The sequence below is a fragment of the Rhodonellum psychrophilum GCM71 = DSM 17998 genome, from assembly GCF_000381545.1.
GTDB classification, from domain to species: domain Bacteria; phylum Bacteroidota; class Bacteroidia; order Cytophagales; family Cyclobacteriaceae; genus Rhodonellum; species Rhodonellum psychrophilum.
Genome location: NZ_KB906692.1, coordinates 54,332 through 70,492 on the forward strand (window position 1 = coordinate 54,332; position 16,161 = coordinate 70,492).

Here is a 16,161-nt window from a genome sequence, read left to right on the forward strand (position 1 = left end):
ATGAATTTTTGGATCATCCAATCCAGTCATTGACTGAAAATGATTTTGGGATACATATGAAATCCATATCAATACAATTCATCAAATTAAGGAAAAATACTCGGTATGCATAATATATTTTTGGAACGCCAATAGTCTTTAAAAAGGATATTCTTTATCTTGAGATTTGGAACAGATTTTTCTTCTTTTTTCCCATTGGAATCGAACTTTAATTTAAAACAAATAACGGAAACCTTTAAACTATGGATTTATCAACTGTATTTTCACTGATCGGTAAGGTCGCCTTGGTCACAGGTGCAAGTAAAGGCATAGGGTTAAGCATTGCTGAAGTTTTTGCCGCGGCAGGGGCCAAAGTGGTCATTAGCAGCAGAAACCAAGAAGCTTTGGATGAAATGGCCAAGTCATTAAAGCACAGAGGCTATGAAGTTTCAGGAATTACCTGTAATGTTGGGAATTTTGATGAATTGAAACTCCTGGTGGATAAGACGGTTGAAAGATATGGCCAAATTGACGTCCTTGTCAACAACGCAGCCACAAATCCTATTTTTGGCCCCATCCATGACACAAGTTTGGAAGCTTATGAAAAAATCATGGATGTCAACCTCAAAGCTCCCTTCCAATTGATGAAGCTTTGTTTCCCTTATTTAAGGGAGTCAGCGGAGGCATCCGTCATCAACATCAGTTCGATTGGCGGCATTTCACCAGAACCGGGCTTGGGAATGTACAGTGTCAGTAAGGCAGCACTTATCTCCATGACCAAGGTTTTTGCTAAAGAATGGGGCGACCATGGGATTAGAGTCAATGCATTGTGCCCGGGATTGATCAAAACCAAATTTTCAGAAGCCCTCTGGAGCAATGACAAAATCATGCAATCCATGATCAAGCAACTCGCAATCAAACGAATCGGCACCAGTGACGAGATCGCTTCAATGGCACTGTTCTTGGCAACTTCTGCTTCCTCATACACCACGGGTGCAGTCCTGACAGCAGATGGTGGTTTTACAATTTAGCCCAATATTTAATGCAATATTCAAGCAGCTCTTCCTCAAAAAAAGTGGAAGAATTAGTACCCAAATATGATCTGTTTATTCAAAAACACCTTTTTCCGATCGAAAAAGAAATTATTTATGGATCCTTCAAGTCCAATTTGCCTAGACTCCAAGCACTAAGGGAAATCGCCAAAAAAGAGGGCCTTTTTGCTCCGCACCTTAGTCTACATGAAGGTGGTCTTGGATTGGAATTGATGGAATTTGCAAGGATTTCGGAAGTTTTGGGAAAAAGCCCCTTGGGACATTATATCTTCAATTGTCAGGCACCTGATATTGGCAACATGGAATTGCTTCATCAATTTGCCAATGAAATGCTCAAGGAAAAGTACCTCGTGCCTCTGCAACGTGGTGATATCCGCAGTTGCTTTGCCATGACCGAGCCCAACAATGCCGGTAGCAACCCGGTACATCTATCCACACGTGCCACCCTTGAAGGAAATGAGTACGTGATCAATGGGCACAAATGGTTTACTTCCTCCGCTGATGGCGCAAATTTCACGATCGTCATGGCCATTACTGATCCCGATAACCCAAATCCCTACCAAAGAGCAAGCATGCTCCTGGTGCCCTTGGATAATCCAGGCTATCAACTGGTCCGGAATATACCCATCATGGGCGATATCGGGGACGATTACATGTCACATGGAGAAGTTACCTTCACGAATTGTAGGGTTCCTTCCAGTTATTTGATCGGAAAGGAAGGGCAAGGCTTTGCATTGGCACAAGAAAGGCTTGGTCCAGGAAGAATCCACCATTGTATGCGCTGGATCGGCATTTGTGAAAGAGCGCTGGATCTGATGTGCAGAAGGGCTCTGGACAGAGAGTTGGATCCCGGCAAACCCTTATCCTCTCAGCAGACGATCCAAAACTGGATAGCTGAAAGTGCAGCGGATATCAAGGCCTCACGCTTGCTGGTTTTGGAAACGGCTTACCAAATCCAACACTTCGGTGCAAAATCTGCAAAGGAAGATATATCCACCATCAAATTTTTTGTATCCGGAGTAATGATGAAAATAATCGACAGGGCGATACAAGTCCATGGAGCTTTGGGTATCACCGATGATACGGTGCTTTCATTTTGGTACCGACACGAACGTGGAGCCAAGATCTACGATGGTCCGGACGAAGTCCATAAATCAGTCTTGGCGCGTCGCATTCTAAAATCCTATTCAAAACCATGAGTACCTCCCTACCGCATGATTCTTCGAAATTGGATAATATCATTCCATTTTTAGCAGAAAAGCTGGACCTGAATCCCAGTCAAATGGCGATTGAAAGGTTTGAAGGGGGATTTTCCAATCTCACCTTTGAAATCAAAACCGATCAAGGAAACTATGTTATGCGGCGTCCGCCCTTTGGTCTTAAAATCAGCAAGGCACATGATATGGTGCGGGAGTATAGGATTTTGGAAGGATTGGAAAAAGCGGGCTATTCAAAAATTCCAAAGCCCATTCTTTGTTGCGAAGATGAATCCATCATCGGCGCTCCATTTTTCATCATGGAAAAAGTGGATGGTTTGATCCTCAGAAATAAATTGCCAGAAGGAAAACCGCTCAGCAAAGAATTTTTCAGCAAACTTTCCAGAAACAGCATCGATGTTTTGCTGGAACTCCATCAATTGGAGCTTTCAAAATCTGGACTGGATCAGCTTGGAAAACCGGAAGGCTATGTAGAAAGGCAAGTTTCCGGTTGGTCTGAGCGCTACTTCAACTCCCAGACTGAAGACATCCCGGAAATGAGCGCGATATCTGAATGGTTGAAAATGAATTTGCCTTCAGCGCAAAACATTGGATTTATCCACAATGATTTCAAATATGACAATCTTGTACTCGGAGGTCCTGAGGATCCCAGAATAAGGGCGGTTTTGGATTGGGAAATGGCTACGGTTGGTGATCCATTGATGGATTTGGGTACCACTTTGGCCTATTGGGCAGAAGAAGGTGATCCGGAAATCCTTAAAATGTTCAACCTCAGCTATCCTTCCGGGAATTTCACCAAGGCTGAGGTGATTGCCTATTATGCCTCAAAGAGCAACTTGGATCTTGAGCACATTCTTTTCTATTATATTTTTGGTGTTTTTAAAGTGGGGGTAATTGCCCAACAAATCTATAAGCGTTTTCAAATGGGATTTGCGAGGGACCCCAGATTTTCAGCTTTGATCCATGTGGTCAAGGCCTGTGGAAAAACCGCTTGGAACAGCATTCAAACCAATACAATCTAAACCATGGAAATACAAAAAGTATGCATTCTCGGTGCCGGTAACCTCGGAAGCAGGGTTGCCCTGCAATCCGCCATTTCTGGTTATCAAGTGACAGTATATGACATCGATCCCAATGCATTTGAAAATGCTAAAAAAACAATGTCCAAAATACTTTACCAACTTGAAAAGGAGGGCATAGTCACCAAGGAGGATTCAACCGACTCCATGAATAGAATTCACTTCACATTAGACGTACAAGAAGCGGTAAATGAAGCAGATATTATCAATGAAAGTGTGCTTGAGGATGTGGAAATCAAGCAAAAGGTATGGACTCAATTTGGAGAAATTGCCCCTGAAAAAACCATTTTCACCACCAATACTTCCTACCTGCTTCCTTCTATGTTTGCTTCATTTACAGGCAGGCCAGAGAAATTTTGTGCACTCCATTTTCATGATGTTTTTTATTCCCGGGTGGTGGACATCATGCCTCATTTGGGAACAGATCCTACCTTAATTCCCCTTTTGGAAGAATTCGGAAAATCCCTGAACCAAGTGCCGGTATTGGTCAAAAAAGAAAATCATGGCTATATATTCAATTCCATGCTGATGGCCTTTGTGGGTGCTGCCGGTAAACTCCTGACGAATGATGTGGCGAACATTTCCGATATCGATAAATCTTGGATGGTGAACTTCCACATGCCGATGGGTCCATTTGGGATATTGGATAGTGTTGGATTGGATACTGCCTGGCATGTGACCCGGAATATGCCAGACAAATCCTCACAAGCCTTTGCGGCATTGTTGAAAACCTATATCGATGCAGGAAAATTGGGCGAAAAATCCGGTGAGGGATTTTATTCTTATCCAAAACCGTCCTATAGAGATGCGGATTTTCTTAGATAAATCCTTTTTTTGGATTAGATTCGTGGCTATCTGAAATCTTAGCCCAAATTTCATTTGTCACCCAACTTCCGAACCCTAATCCTCTCCGTTTTCTTTGCGATAGGACTTTTCCTATTTGCAAACCAAAATGGATACAGTCAAATGTTACTTCAAGATGACGCTGGGTCCTCCCCGGTTTCCATCTTTGAATTTTCCAAAATCGCCAATGTTGGAAGTGAGGAATTGTCTCTCAGCGAATTGCTGGACAAGGAAAGTAGCTTAGAATTTCAACCCATTCAAGGTACCAACACCAATTTGGGATTTACGACCGATAAATATTGGCTTAAATTTTCCTTTCACAACGAAAGTGAAGAAGATCTTCACTTTTATTTGGAAACAGGCAGACCCATCACGGACAAGGTGGATTTGTACTTTATTTCCACCTCGGGAGATACGGTACAAATGAAAAACGGGGACCTCATTCCATTCAAAGAAAGGAGTTTCCCCCACCGGAAAATCATTTTTCCAATTTCCTTGGCGCCGGGAAATCAATATACCTACTACTTGCATTATCAGAGTGATGGTGAAGTCATCAACCTTCCTCTTCAACTCCATACCAAAACCAGCCTGATTTTAAGTGCCTATTTTGATCAACTCATATTTGGCGTTTTTTATGGCGTATTGGTTTTGGCAGGGGTCATCTATTTATTCTTTTATTTCGGCATAAAGGAAAAAAGTTTTCTTCTTTATGTGGCATATGTAATTTCTGTCGCATTGTTGCACTTGGCGCTGGATGGTTTTTTTTTCCAATACTTCGCTCCTGATGCGGGATGGTTTTCCAGGTATTCTGTGCTGATTTTCGCAACCTTATCAGCTTTGGCTTTTGGGAGATACACCCAAACCTACCTAAAGGCAAAAGAAATTAGCACTAAACTCAACACCGCTTTCAATGGACTATCCATTGCCTTGATTTTATTGTTGGCGTCCATTTTCTTCATAGAAAAGGGATTGGCACTGTATTACCCAATCGTCAATATTCTTGGATTCATCCTGTTGTTCCTGATTGTGTATTCCCTCCTTTTGGGATATTGGACTAAAAAGGCACCGGACATTTTCTTCAGCATCGGCATACTCTGTTTCTTCCTGGGATTTCTTGTGTTTCTACTCAATAATTTCAGTGCAATTCCGAATTCCTTTCTTACCGAAAACAGTTCGAAATTGGGCACTGGAATGGAAATTGTATTTCTTTCTCTTTCGATGGCCAACAGAATAAGACTTTTGAAAACCGAAAAGGAAAAAATTCAGGAAGTAGCCTTGTTTAGGGCGCAGGAATCAAATCAGATCAAAACTTTCTTCCTTTCCAACATCAGCCATGAACTCCGAACCCCTCTCAATGCAATAATTGGCTTGTCCAGATCGATCCAGGAGAGTACAATGAGCGAGAATGTAAAAGAAGACCTTCAAGTAATTCAATACTCTTCCCTTGGTCTTCTAGGGGCCATTGACGATATCCTAGACTTCTCCAAAATCGAAAAAAAGGAGCTGAAACTGGAAATTAAGTCTTTTGATTTCTATAAACTCCTGCGCGAGATAAAATCGAATTATGAGAAACAATGCAGGGACAAAGGATTGACCTTCATTTTTGAGGAATCCAATAATCTGCCTAAAACCCTGATTGGGGACCTGGCCAGAACCCGGCAAATCATTCAAAACATTCTCAACAACGCCATAAAGTTTACGGCCTCAGGGGAAGTTAAAATGAAGATTCTTTCAAATGTAACCTCCGAAAAATCGGTTAATCTCCAAGTGGAAATCTCAGACACTGGTATTGGGATAAAAAAAGAAAAGCTGGACAGTATTTTTGAATCTTTTATTCAGGGCCAATTAGATGACAAACGAGAGTTCGGTGGTTTTGGCTTGGGCCTTTGCATTGTCCATAATTTGGTGGAGCTGCATGGCGGTAAGGTATCCCTGGAAAGTGAGGAGGAAAAAGGAACAAGGGTAAGCCTGGAAATCCCTTATGATCTACCAGATCCATTGCTTGAAAAAACATTGGCAAAGACCCCTGAAAAAGAGATTTTTGAACTGGAAGAAAAATGGATCTTGGTGGTGGAAGACAATCCCGTCAACCAATTGGTGATGAAATCCACGCTTCGGAAATGGAAACATTTCCCCTTTGAAATCGTCGGCAATGGCTTGGAGTGTTTAGAGAAAATAAAAACCCATAAATTCGACCTGATTTTGATGGATCTTCAAATGCCTGTAATGGATGGATATGAGGCTACCCTGGCGATCCGAAAAGGGGAATGTGGGGAAAAGATGATCAATATCCCGATTATCGCGGTGACCGCTGATGCAACAGACCGGGCAAAGAGGAAAGTTATGGAGGTGGGAATGGATGAATACATCTCCAAACCCATGGATAAAGATGAGCTCTACACCAAGATCAATGCCTGCCTAAAAGCCAAGGAAGTCGCTTTGACAGAAACCGGAAATAGATAATCTAATCCTTAAACCTAAACTTGAGGTACTTGATCTTTTCTCCCTTGTCACTGAAGATCTTCTCGTATTTTGTTTTGATCCCAAAATGTTCGTCTCTCCATTCGGATTGGTCAAAATCCGAGGTTTCTGCTAAAATTTCACAGTCCTCTCTTTCCGACACGATGCCAAGGGTATAGTCAAAAAGTGGCGTATTGTCGGTTTTGAAATGAACAATCCCCTCTTTTTTCAAAATGGATTTATACATCTCCAAAAACTTTGGATAGGTTAGCCGTCGTTTTTCATCACCCTCTCTTACATAGGGATCGGGAAAAGTGATCCATATTTCACTCAACTCATCTTTTTCAAAATATTTGTCCAAAAGTTGGATTTGTGCCCTCAGAAATGCGACATTTTCCAATCCCTGCTCAATCGCGATTTTGCTCCCTTTCCATAAACGGGATCCTTTGATATCGACCCCGATAAAATTAAGGTCCGGATATACAGCTGCCAGGCCAACTGAAAATTCACCTCTTCCACAGGCCAATTCCACCACGATGGGATTGTTGTTTTCAAATTGATCGGACCCCCAATTGCCTTTGATATTATCAAAAATTTCCTTTCCGGGCTGGACTACATTTTTGTTGTCTAGGTTTTCCCGGTATCTCTGAAGCTTATTCCTACTCATTTTATAAATCGTTGACTTCGGCGACCACAAAGGTACTGCCTCCTATAAATATCAAATCATTTTTATTGGCCCTTGCTTTGGCGATTCCAATCGCCTCATTTACATCGTTTACGACCTTTCCGATCAATCCCTGCTTCGTTGCATGTTCATAAAGGACATCTGCTTGCATCGCCCGTGGAATCTTGGCTTGGCAAAAAAAGTATTCCGCCTTTTTGGGCAAGAGCGAAAGCACTTTGGAAACATCTTTGTCATTCACCATGCCTATCACCATAAACAAATGATCATAAGGGACTTCAGCGATTTGCTCAACAATGTACTTGATACCATCTTCGTTGTGTCCCGTGTCGCAAATCACCCTGGGATGCTCCTGAATCGTCTGCCATCTACCCTTCAGCCCCGTATTTTTAACGATATTCCTTAGGCCGTTTTTGACATGAATTTCTTCAATGGAAATCCCCATGTTCTGGAGGACATCAGTGGCTTTCAAAATACCTGCAAGATTCTTGGCCTGGTAATTCCCATGGAGATCCATTTCAAGGAAATCAGGTTTTCCATCCTTTAAAACCTTAAACAAACTATTGATGTGTATAGGGCTATCTTTTTGTTTTTCAACATAATAAAAATATTCAGAAAAATACAATGGGGCGTTCATGGCCTTTGCCTTTTCAATGAAAACGAGGCTGGTTTCCTCTTGTCTTTGGCTAATGACCACGGGCACATTTTCCTTGATGATACCGGCTTTTTCACCGGCAATTTCAGGAAGTGTGTTTCCTAAAAATTGCATATGGTCATACCCAATGTTGGTGATCAAACAGAGTATGGGATGGATGATGTTGGTGCTGTCAAACTTTCCACCCATGCCTACCTCCACAACAGCATAGTCAACTTTCTCTTTGGCAAAATGCCAAAAGGCCATACCGACGGTCATCTCAAAAAAACTTGGCTGTTTTTCCTCAAAAAACTGTTTGTTTTTTGCCACAAACTCCACCACTTCTTCTTCAGGAATTTCATTTCCATTGATCTTGATCCGTTCTGTGAATGATTTGAGGTGCGGAGAAGTATACAAACCAACCTTGAAGCCGGCTTCTTGGAGAATGGAAGCAATGGCATGGGATGAACTCCCCTTGCCATTGGTACCTGCGATATGGATGCTCTTGAATTGATTCTGAGGATTCCCCAAAAGGTCACACAGAGCAAGTGTATTGCTCAAGTCTTTTTTGAAAGCTGCTCCACCTATGCGTTGAAACATGGGCAAAGCATTGAACAAGTAGTCCAAGGTTTGGGGATAATCCATTCCGTTAATCTACTTTGATGACAAAAGTGATTTTACCCGATGAGTATTCTGCAGTTGGGTTACCGCTTTGACGTTTAAAAGTAACTTGGTTTACGACCGTTCTGTAATATGCCAAAACCTCATTGGAAACATTGTATTCCAAGGGAATGGCTTGAACAATCTTTCCATTGTCATCCACGGTGATTTTGAAAACGATTCTTCCTGTTCGGGTGGAAACATTGTCGTTGATACTGGGTCGGGAAGCAAAATCCCATCCTGCCAAATCTAGATTATAGCCTGCTCCAGGACCTGGTTTGCCTTCTCCTGTACCTCCTGGCCCCATCAAGCCACGGCCATCGATCGTACCTTGAGGCTTGCCTTCATCGCCTTTTTGGGTAGAAGAACCTTGGGCACTTCCTGCCGCAGGTTGGGTACTTTTGCCAGTAGTGCCGCCACCTCCAAAAATGGCTCTTTGATCTACTTTTGGTTTTTCCTCCGCTTTAGTAGCTGTTTTCGCAGCCTCACTGGTAGCTGGAGTGGTTACGGGTGTGGGTGTTTCTTTTTTTACGGGACTCGGCTCCTTTGTCGCTGTGTTTGCTTTTTCTGCTCCTTTTATCGGGCTTGCCGTTTTGGATTTTGCCTCATAGGTTGTCTTGGCCGGAGTGCTTTTGGGCTTGGCGGCTTCGGTTTTCGGTTGGGCTACGGGCACAGCGGTTTCAACGGGTGTGGGTGCTGGATCTCCAGGTGCTGGAGCCTCTGTATTGGTGGATTGCACAGCAGATGGAGGAGCGGTAGTGGGTGTACTGCCGCTTCCCAGGTCTGAAAAACCAAGATTAAGTTCCAATCCAAACTGAGGGAGTGGTGGAATGGGTTGCTTCCAAACCACCAAGAAATAGATCGCCACCAAGACCAACACGTTGATCACGGTAGTAATTATCCAGGCTTTCCTCCTGTTGTCGTTTTCTTCCTTATTTGATTCCCAAGCTTGCATCAATGTTATTTAAATGGTTTGGTTGCAATGGACACGTTCGCCTCTAAACCGGCTGCAATTCCTCCAATTTCAACAAGGTATTCCACCGGAACTTCCTTGTCAATATGCAAGACCACTTGCCCTTTCTTTCCTGCAAGTAAGACCGCCAATTCACTTTTGATGGCATCCCTGCCAACTACTTTGTCATTAACGGAAAAACGCAAGTCTTTGGTTACCGTCACGGTCACTTCTTGCATGATAATGTCCGAGGCCTCACTTGAAGGAAGGTTTATAGGCAAGCCAGATGGGGTAATGAATGAAGAAGTCAGCATGAAGAAAATCAACAACAGAAAGATGATGTCTGTCATTGATGACATGCTGAAGCTTGATTCTATTTTATTCTTGGATTGAAGTGCCATTTTATTTGTCTTGTAACATGTCCAAAAACTCTATGGTGGTATATTCCATGCTATGGATGAGTTTCGATACTTGGGAAACCAAGTAATTGTAACCCAAATAGGCAATAATACCTACGACCAATCCGGCCGCCGTCGTGATCATGGCCTCATAAATACCCGTAGAAAGGAGTTTGGGGGAAACCATCCCTTCTTCCTGTGCTACCCCGATAAATGCCCTGATCATCCCCGCAACTGTACCCAAGAAGCCGATCATAGGCGCTGCCCCGGATACGGTAGCCAAGAGATTCAGATTTTTCTCCAGTTTGTAAATCTCGATTTTACCAACGTTTTCTATGGCTACCTCAATGTTTTTCAATGGGCTACCAATCCTTTCAAGACCTTTTGAAATCATGTTTGCCACGGGCGTATTTTCTCCCTGGCACAGGAATTTTGCATTGTCTACTTTTCCGCTTTGGACCAGTATCTTGGTTTGATCCATGAGGTGTTTGGGTGATTTGGCGGCATTCCTTAGGGTGATCAAGCGCTCCACAAAAATGTAGACCGCCAACACGAACAGCGCATAGAGCGGAATCATCATGTATCCACCTTTGATCAATAAATCCAGGAGACCAATATCTCCTTTGGAGCCGTCCATCATGGACAGGCTATCCACGACCATTTCATTGTCAGTGGAAAGTGTTTGCAGTAGCATCATATTAATATTTCAAAATCCATATAGATTCATCAAATTCCATTTTGGCTTTTTCTAAGGCCTCGGTGGCAGATTGGAAGTAATCATACTTTCCAACGGATATTCTGTAATTTCTAGTATCACCGGTGGGTGAAATCAACCAAACGGTAGCGCCTTTGGCCAACAATTTCTGGGCTTCTTCCCTTGCAAGCCGCTCGTTTGGCAAACTTCCAGCGATAATGTGAAAACTAGGCCTTTGGCCTTTTTCAGTGATCAGAATGATTTCGCCTGCTTTGATCTCCTCTACCGGAGTATCTAAGACCTCAAGGGCTGGTGCCATATCAAATTCTTCATCCTTCACGTCCTCTTCTTCCAACAAAATGGAAGGCTCCTCCACAACAACTATCTCTTCTGTGATGAAGGGTGTTTCGCGTTCTTGCTGATCCGGGAGAAAGTACAAGAAATATGCCATTGCCATCATTAGGATGACCATGAACAAAATAAGAAACAACAATACCGGTGTCTGGCTTTTCTTCTTCTTCTTTTCAAAAGAGACCATCGGTCTGGAAATAACTTTTTCGGGTCTCTTGATTTCTATCGGATTGGCTTCCTCTGTAGAGATTTCTGCAATTGGCACCATTGCTTCCAATGTTGGTTCATCCAATATCGGGCGCACGGGAACTACCTCCACGAATGGAAAACCGTAGTCTTTTCCTTTTGCCCTCTCTTTGTTTTCTGAATCCATTTTTGCCTTAATTTTTTCCCTAATCAACCTGCAAACCTAAGACAATTGCACCAATTCCCCAATAATATGAGGGTGTATGATTTGGCCCTTTTTTAGAATTTAAAGGTAGCACCCAAAATCCCTTGAATTCCCCTCACAGGATAATTCATAAACCTCTGGTTATTCCGGTTAAGCAGGTTGTTCCCCACCACAAAGGCGGATATCCTATCGGTGATCTGGTAATCCGCTTTTAATTGAATGTCAATAATTGCCGGAAGATCCATTCCTGTATCTGTCTGAAAATTGTAGCCTTGAATTCCTCCCATGAGATTGGCATTTGCCTGAATCAACCATTTTTCGGTAGGATGAAAATTGTTGTTGATAGAAACTTCCCACTCAGGTCTCTGGTATGGAATGGAAAGACTACCCAAAGTATATTGGTAATAATCGATTCCAGCCAATAGTCTGTACCAACCTTGGTACTCCCATCCTACTTTTGCGCCATAGTTGATAACCCGAGTATCGGTGTCATACAATAAATTGAACCGTAGGCTATCTGCGGCACTGTTGGCGAAGAAATGCATGTTTTGGTATTTTCCTACCTTCACTCCTGCTTCATAGGTAAATTCGCCATTGAGAACACCCTTGACACCCGCCTTTACCTGAAAGTTTTGAATAGTGTTCAACAGCTGGGTGCTGGGGCCCAAAAATGGGTTTTCCATCACAAAATCATAATAGGTGTTCCTGAGCACATCTCCCTCAAAACCTGCATAAACGCCGAATTCATCCTTTAACATGTAGGACCCCAAAAGCGAGGGGAATACATGGAAATCTGCTTTTTTGTTTTCCGTTATGTCATTTTCAAAAACGATATTGGCACCTGCGTGTATCTTAAGCCCATCATATTTGTATTCTACAAAAGGGTTGATTTTAAAATAATTGCGGCTGATACTGCCATAAAAAACATCCTTTGGGCTGGTCAAGGACAATGCTGTATTGACCTTTGTCTTCAGTTTGTCATTGAACCAATATTCCGCATTTCCTTTGATCGCAAATTCGTTTTCAGAAGCCTGATAATTGTCATTGAAGATCCTGGCGCTCATCGAAACATTGTAATTCAAAGGCGCCATTTTTTCGATGTTCTGAATGCCGGCATTCAACTTGAACGTGTTGAGCGTGTTTTGATTTGGAATATAGTTTTCCAAATTCGGATTTTCCGGATTGTAACCGTAGAAATTGTATTTGTCCCTATTGTAATCCACCCCTCCGTAAAGTTGGAAATAATCCTTGAAGAGACTTCCGTCCACACCAAACTGCGTATGGGTTTCTGCAGAATTCTTCCCCCCTACTGGACCGGTGTAAAATCCTTCATGCTTCACCTTGACGCCATAATTGTAATCCCCTTCTTCCCAGTTGTTGTACCGGATTTCCGCAAGTGGAGAACTGTAGTTTCCGAACCCAAACCTCGCAAAACCTGGATAGAGCTCCTCATTGCTTTTCGGGAATTGTTTCTGGGCAGCCTCTGGTTTGATATCCGTGGGAGGTATATTCAGAAAAAAGGATTTGACGTCAAACTGAAAAGTTGAAGTGCTTTTTGCTGTCGGCAAAACCGGAATGCGTTCAAAGTTCCGCGCTTGCTTGGGCAGTGTCAGCACCCTGTCTTTTCGAATGATAAACTCCTGATCTTGCACTTCTCCCCTTTGCTGAGCCTGAGTCACTAGCGCCAATCCGGAAAATCCAATCAGCAGTATATATTTTAAAACGATCGTATTGTTCATCTTTTGTTTCATTAAATTCCAGGTAAATCCTACTTGAGTTTTGCCAATTTTTCCCTGGCCATTGTTTTGATTTCTTCATTGGTCGATCTTTCCACGATGGATTCCAATGTTGCTTTTGCCTGAAATTCCTCTCCCAGTTTGATGTAATTCTCGGCCAGTAAAAGAAAGCCTTTTCCATACCAGAAATCATGCGCTGAGAAGGGTTCCGAAAAGTCAAAGATCGCGTCGTTGGATTGCGCAAAGTTGCCTTTTAGGTGATAGCTCTCCGCCAAAAGAAATAATCCTTCAGCACCCTGAACGGTTTTGTATTCATTGACCAAAGCCATCAGTGCATCATCTGCCAAATCGTTCTTGCCTGCTTTTCTATAGGCTTTCCCCTTAAGTAACATCGCCTCGGGAATCGCATCAGGCGTCACGCTACCCAATTGGATCACCCGGTTGGAATAGAATACCGCGGAATCAAAACCGTTGGTGAAATAATGGGAATTCATCAAGCCTCTGTAGGCTTCGTGCTCCTCGATTTTGTTTCTCGCATTTTTGGCGGACGCCCTTAGATAAGGCAAAGCCTTTGCATAGTTTTTGTTTTCCAATTCTATTGAACCAATCCTTTGCATTGCCTTGGCACGCTCTGGAGAATTTTTCATTTTGTCTATTTCATAAAAACTTGCCAAAGCTTGATCCTTCCTTCCCAATCGATAGTGCGCATCTCCGATAAAGAAAGTGGCTTCATCTTTCAAACCAGACTGCGGGTAATTTCTGAGATAATCACTGAAGGCCTTGATAGACTGCTCCAAAGAATTGCTGAAGAAAAGGTTTTTGGCCGCCTCAAATTCCAAATTCTGAAGGCTTTTGTTGTCTGGATTGGCCCCTCTGTATCTGGAGAGGTATTGGGAAAATTCCCCTGATCTCCCCTGGAGTGCCAATGTCTCCTGGAGACCGACCAAAGCCGCTTCCGCATTTGAGGAATTGGGGTGATTTTCCAAGATGCGTTTGTAATCGTCGATCGTGTTGTCATAGCTCTGTAAAGAGAAATTGGCGATCGCCCTTCCTTCCAACGCAAATGGAATGAATTGACTGTTGGGTCTGCTTGAAATCAATCTGGTAAACCCATCCCTTGCTTGCGCATATTGGGTTTCTTCCATATTGATCTGCGATTTTTGGTAGATCGCATCTTCAATATAAAGAGAGGATGGATAATTATTGATCAATTGATCGAGTTGCGAAATGGCTTCGCTGTTCCTGCTCTGGAAATTGAGTAAAACCCCTGACCTAAAATAGGCATAATCGATACTGGCATTTCTTTCCTGAATGGCCCTTTGAAAAACCGCCAACGACTGAGGAAATTTTTTCTGGACATAATAGATATCCCCCAATCGCATCAGGGCATCATCATAATTCTCCTTTTCGGGATTTCCTTGCATTTTGTCCACGTAGGCCTTGAACTGGCCTTCCGCTTTGCCGTATTGCTGGGAATTGAAAAAGGCATATCCCAAACCATAATGGGATTTGATCAAATAAGTGTCATTTGCTCTGGGATTGAGTTTTTGGAGTGCTTCATAAGCGCTGATCGCTTGGGGAAGGTTTTCCCTTGCCGCAAAACTCTCCCCTTTCCAAAAATGTGCTTGAAGAACCAAATCTCTGTCCGAGGCTTGCTTCAGCGATTTGTCAAAATAGTTGTTGGCGAGGTCATAGCGCTTATCCCTGTAGTACACCAATCCTTGGTAAAAAGCAATCTTTTGGTATGCCGCATTGATCCTTGCCGATTTGCGGGGCATTTTTTCGATCTGTTCGATCGCCCTGAGGTAGTTGTTGGTGTTGACCAATGCATCGGTCAACAGATTCTCTGCTTCCTGTGCATAACTTCCCCTTGGGTAATTTTCGAGGTAGGTATCCAAAGCGGTTACGGCATCTTGAAAACTACCTCTTTCAAGGTTTACCTTTGCATAATTGATAAGTGCTTCTTCTTTGATCTTTGGATCTGCATCGCTTTTGTAGGCGGCATTGAAACTGTTGGAGGCAAACTGCGCATTGTTTAATTTCAAATAGGCATGACCCAAATAATAGCTGGAAACCTGGGCAAGGTTATCGTCCCCGGTAGCCACTACCTTGAAGTAATCTGTGGACCGCTGATAGTTTTGGGTTTCAAATTGGGCAACCCCAGCTTTATAAATCTGAGGTCTGGATAGATCTCCTTTTCTTGCGTTTACAAAAGCATCGTAATTGGCAGCAGCTTTGACAAAATTCCTTTTCTCAAAATAGCCTTCAGCCAAATACAAATGGATCTCCTCTTTTCTATCCAAGGTTTTCCTACTTGAGAGAACAGGCTCAGCATATGCGATCAACTCATCATAATATCCTTGTCTGTAATACAATCCAGAAAGCATGTAAGGTACTTTTCCGGCATAGAAAGGTGTTTTGTCGGCTTCCCTAAAATCCTTGATGGCCTGATCATAATTGCCGGATTCCATGGCGATAAAGCCTGCATAGTAAAAAGCATCCGGGCTGTACTCACTCCCCTGCCCTTTGACCTGGTTAAAATAAACCAGCGCATTTTTGTTGTCCTTAAGTTGGAAATAGGAATAGCCAGTCTTAAAAAGCACTTCAGCTCTTTGCTCTGGCCAGATTTTTTCGATGTTCACTTTTTTGAATGCCGGAATGGCTTCTTTGAAATTTTTCCTGTCAAAGAAAAAATTGCCCAAAACATGGGCCGCCTCGTTTATTTTGGGATGGTCAGGATTGTTTCGGATAAAAGCATAGACCAAGTCGGACGCGCCTGGGTTTTCTGTTTTCAGTGCAGAAATGGCATGATAAAAATCAGCGTATATTTTTTGGTCTGAATCAAGTTCCGATTCTTTGAAAGACTCGAACTCGAATCGCGCGGCACTGAACAATTTTTTCTGATAAAGCTCAAAATTGTCATCCAGTGTTTTGGAAGAGCTGTTTTGATGCAAGCTTGATTGCGCAATTGATAGATGACTTGCGCCAACCATCAAAAATAATACAAGAGTTTTTTTCATTATGGATGCTTGG

Annotated in this window: 13 protein-coding genes; 5 read left to right on the forward strand and 8 right to left on the reverse strand. The window is 42.8% G+C overall.

Going from position 1 to position 16,161, the window contains the following annotated elements; translation table 11 throughout:
- Window positions 1-242 precede the first annotated feature (242 nt).
- From F824_RS0121765 to F824_RS26390, 5 genes are all read left to right on the forward strand, one after another.
- Window positions 243-1,010 carry an SDR family NAD(P)-dependent oxidoreductase gene (locus F824_RS0121765; RefSeq protein ID WP_019600061.1) on the forward strand — a complete coding sequence of 256 codons (768 nt, stop codon included), beginning with the start codon at window positions 243-245 and terminating at the stop codon, window positions 1,008-1,010.
- An 11-nt stretch (window positions 1,011-1,021) separates the two neighbouring features.
- Window positions 1,022-2,230, forward strand: a complete 1,209-nt coding sequence (locus F824_RS0121770) for an acyl-CoA dehydrogenase family protein (RefSeq protein ID WP_019600062.1) — start codon at window positions 1,022-1,024, stop codon at window positions 2,228-2,230.
- Window positions 2,227-3,270 carry a phosphotransferase family protein gene (locus F824_RS0121775; protein WP_019600063.1) on the forward strand — a complete coding sequence of 348 codons (1,044 nt, stop codon included), beginning with the start codon at window positions 2,227-2,229 and terminating at the stop codon, window positions 3,268-3,270. The genes F824_RS0121770 and F824_RS0121775 overlap by 4 nt, the downstream gene beginning before the upstream one ends.
- Window positions 3,271-3,273: 3 nt before the next feature.
- Window positions 3,274-4,152: a 3-hydroxyacyl-CoA dehydrogenase gene (locus F824_RS0121780; protein ID WP_019600064.1), complete on the forward strand. Its 879-nt coding sequence runs from the start codon at window positions 3,274-3,276 to the stop codon at window positions 4,150-4,152.
- Window positions 4,153-4,293: 141 nt separating this feature from the next.
- Entirely contained in the window at window positions 4,294-6,633 is a 2,340-nt protein-coding gene (locus F824_RS26390; protein ID WP_019600065.1) for a hybrid sensor histidine kinase/response regulator, read from the forward strand.
- 1 nt (window position 6,634) lies between these two features.
- Here the strand turns inward: F824_RS26390 and trmB are convergent, their stop codons facing one another.
- The 8 genes from trmB to F824_RS0121825 all read right to left on the reverse strand — a co-directional run bounded on the left by trmB (window position 6,635) and on the right by F824_RS0121825 (window position 16,148).
- Window positions 6,635-7,297 carry a tRNA (guanosine(46)-N7)-methyltransferase TrmB gene (trmB, locus tag F824_RS0121790; protein WP_019600066.1) on the reverse strand — a complete coding sequence of 221 codons (663 nt, stop codon included), beginning with the start codon at window positions 7,295-7,297 and terminating at the stop codon, window positions 6,635-6,637.
- A gap of 1 nt (window position 7,298) precedes the next feature.
- On the reverse strand, window positions 7,299-8,591 hold the full coding sequence (locus F824_RS0121795; RefSeq protein WP_019600067.1) for a bifunctional folylpolyglutamate synthase/dihydrofolate synthase: 1,293 nt from the start codon (window positions 8,589-8,591) through the stop codon (window positions 7,299-7,301).
- A gap of 4 nt (window positions 8,592-8,595) precedes the next feature.
- Window positions 8,596-9,561, reverse strand: coding sequence for a hypothetical protein (locus tag F824_RS0121800; protein ID WP_019600068.1), 966 nt, complete (start codon window positions 9,559-9,561; stop codon window positions 8,596-8,598).
- 5 nt (window positions 9,562-9,566) lie between these two features.
- Window positions 9,567-9,959: an ExbD/TolR family protein gene (locus tag F824_RS0121805; RefSeq protein WP_026333853.1), complete on the reverse strand. Its 393-nt coding sequence runs from the start codon at window positions 9,957-9,959 to the stop codon at window positions 9,567-9,569.
- A 1-nt stretch (window position 9,960) separates the two neighbouring features.
- The gene (locus F824_RS0121810) at window positions 9,961-10,653 is read right to left on the reverse strand and encodes a MotA/TolQ/ExbB proton channel family protein (RefSeq protein WP_019600071.1); all 693 of its coding nucleotides are present in this window, start codon (window positions 10,651-10,653) and stop codon (window positions 9,961-9,963) included.
- A 1-nt stretch (window position 10,654) separates the two neighbouring features.
- Window positions 10,655-11,374, reverse strand: coding sequence for an SPOR domain-containing protein (locus F824_RS0121815; RefSeq protein ID WP_139189906.1), 720 nt, complete (start codon window positions 11,372-11,374; stop codon window positions 10,655-10,657).
- Between the two features lie 92 nt (window positions 11,375-11,466).
- Window positions 11,467-13,131, reverse strand: coding sequence for a TonB-dependent receptor (locus tag F824_RS0121820; RefSeq protein WP_236613182.1), 1,665 nt, complete (start codon window positions 13,129-13,131; stop codon window positions 11,467-11,469).
- A gap of 29 nt (window positions 13,132-13,160) precedes the next feature.
- On the reverse strand, window positions 13,161-16,148 hold the full coding sequence (locus tag F824_RS0121825; protein WP_019600074.1) for a tetratricopeptide repeat protein: 2,988 nt from the start codon (window positions 16,146-16,148) through the stop codon (window positions 13,161-13,163).
- Window positions 16,149-16,161: the final 13 nt, after the last annotated feature.

Bases quoted from the DNA above. Each gene is read 5' to 3' on its own strand.
- F824_RS0121765 (WP_019600061.1), top strand. From the start codon at position 243: ATGGATTTATCAACTGTATTTTCACTGATCGGTAAGGTCGCCTTGGTC.
- F824_RS0121770 (WP_019600062.1), top strand. From the start codon at position 1,022: ATGCAATATTCAAGCAGCTCTTCCTCAAAAAAAGTGGAAGAATTAGTA.
- F824_RS0121775 (WP_019600063.1), top strand. From the start codon at position 2,227: ATGAGTACCTCCCTACCGCATGATTCTTCGAAATTGGATAATATCATT.
- F824_RS0121780 (WP_019600064.1), top strand. From the start codon at position 3,274: ATGGAAATACAAAAAGTATGCATTCTCGGTGCCGGTAACCTCGGAAGC.
- F824_RS26390 (WP_019600065.1), top strand. From the start codon at position 4,294: ATGTTACTTCAAGATGACGCTGGGTCCTCCCCGGTTTCCATCTTTGAA.
- trmB (WP_019600066.1), bottom strand. From the start codon at position 7,297: ATGAGTAGGAATAAGCTTCAGAGATACCGGGAAAACCTAGACAACAAA.
- F824_RS0121795 (WP_019600067.1), bottom strand. From the start codon at position 8,591: ATGGATTATCCCCAAACCTTGGACTACTTGTTCAATGCTTTGCCCATG.
- F824_RS0121800 (WP_019600068.1), bottom strand. From the start codon at position 9,561: ATGCAAGCTTGGGAATCAAATAAGGAAGAAAACGACAACAGGAGGAAA.
- F824_RS0121805 (WP_026333853.1), bottom strand. From the start codon at position 9,959: ATGGCACTTCAATCCAAGAATAAAATAGAATCAAGCTTCAGCATGTCA.
- F824_RS0121810 (WP_019600071.1), bottom strand. From the start codon at position 10,653: ATGATGCTACTGCAAACACTTTCCACTGACAATGAAATGGTCGTGGAT.
- F824_RS0121815 (WP_139189906.1), bottom strand. From the start codon at position 11,374: ATGGATTCAGAAAACAAAGAGAGGGCAAAAGGAAAAGACTACGGTTTT.
- F824_RS0121820 (WP_236613182.1), bottom strand. From the start codon at position 13,131: ATGAACAATACGATCGTTTTAAAATATATACTGCTGATTGGATTTTCC.
- F824_RS0121825 (WP_019600074.1), bottom strand. From the start codon at position 16,148: ATGAAAAAAACTCTTGTATTATTTTTGATGGTTGGCGCAAGTCATCTA.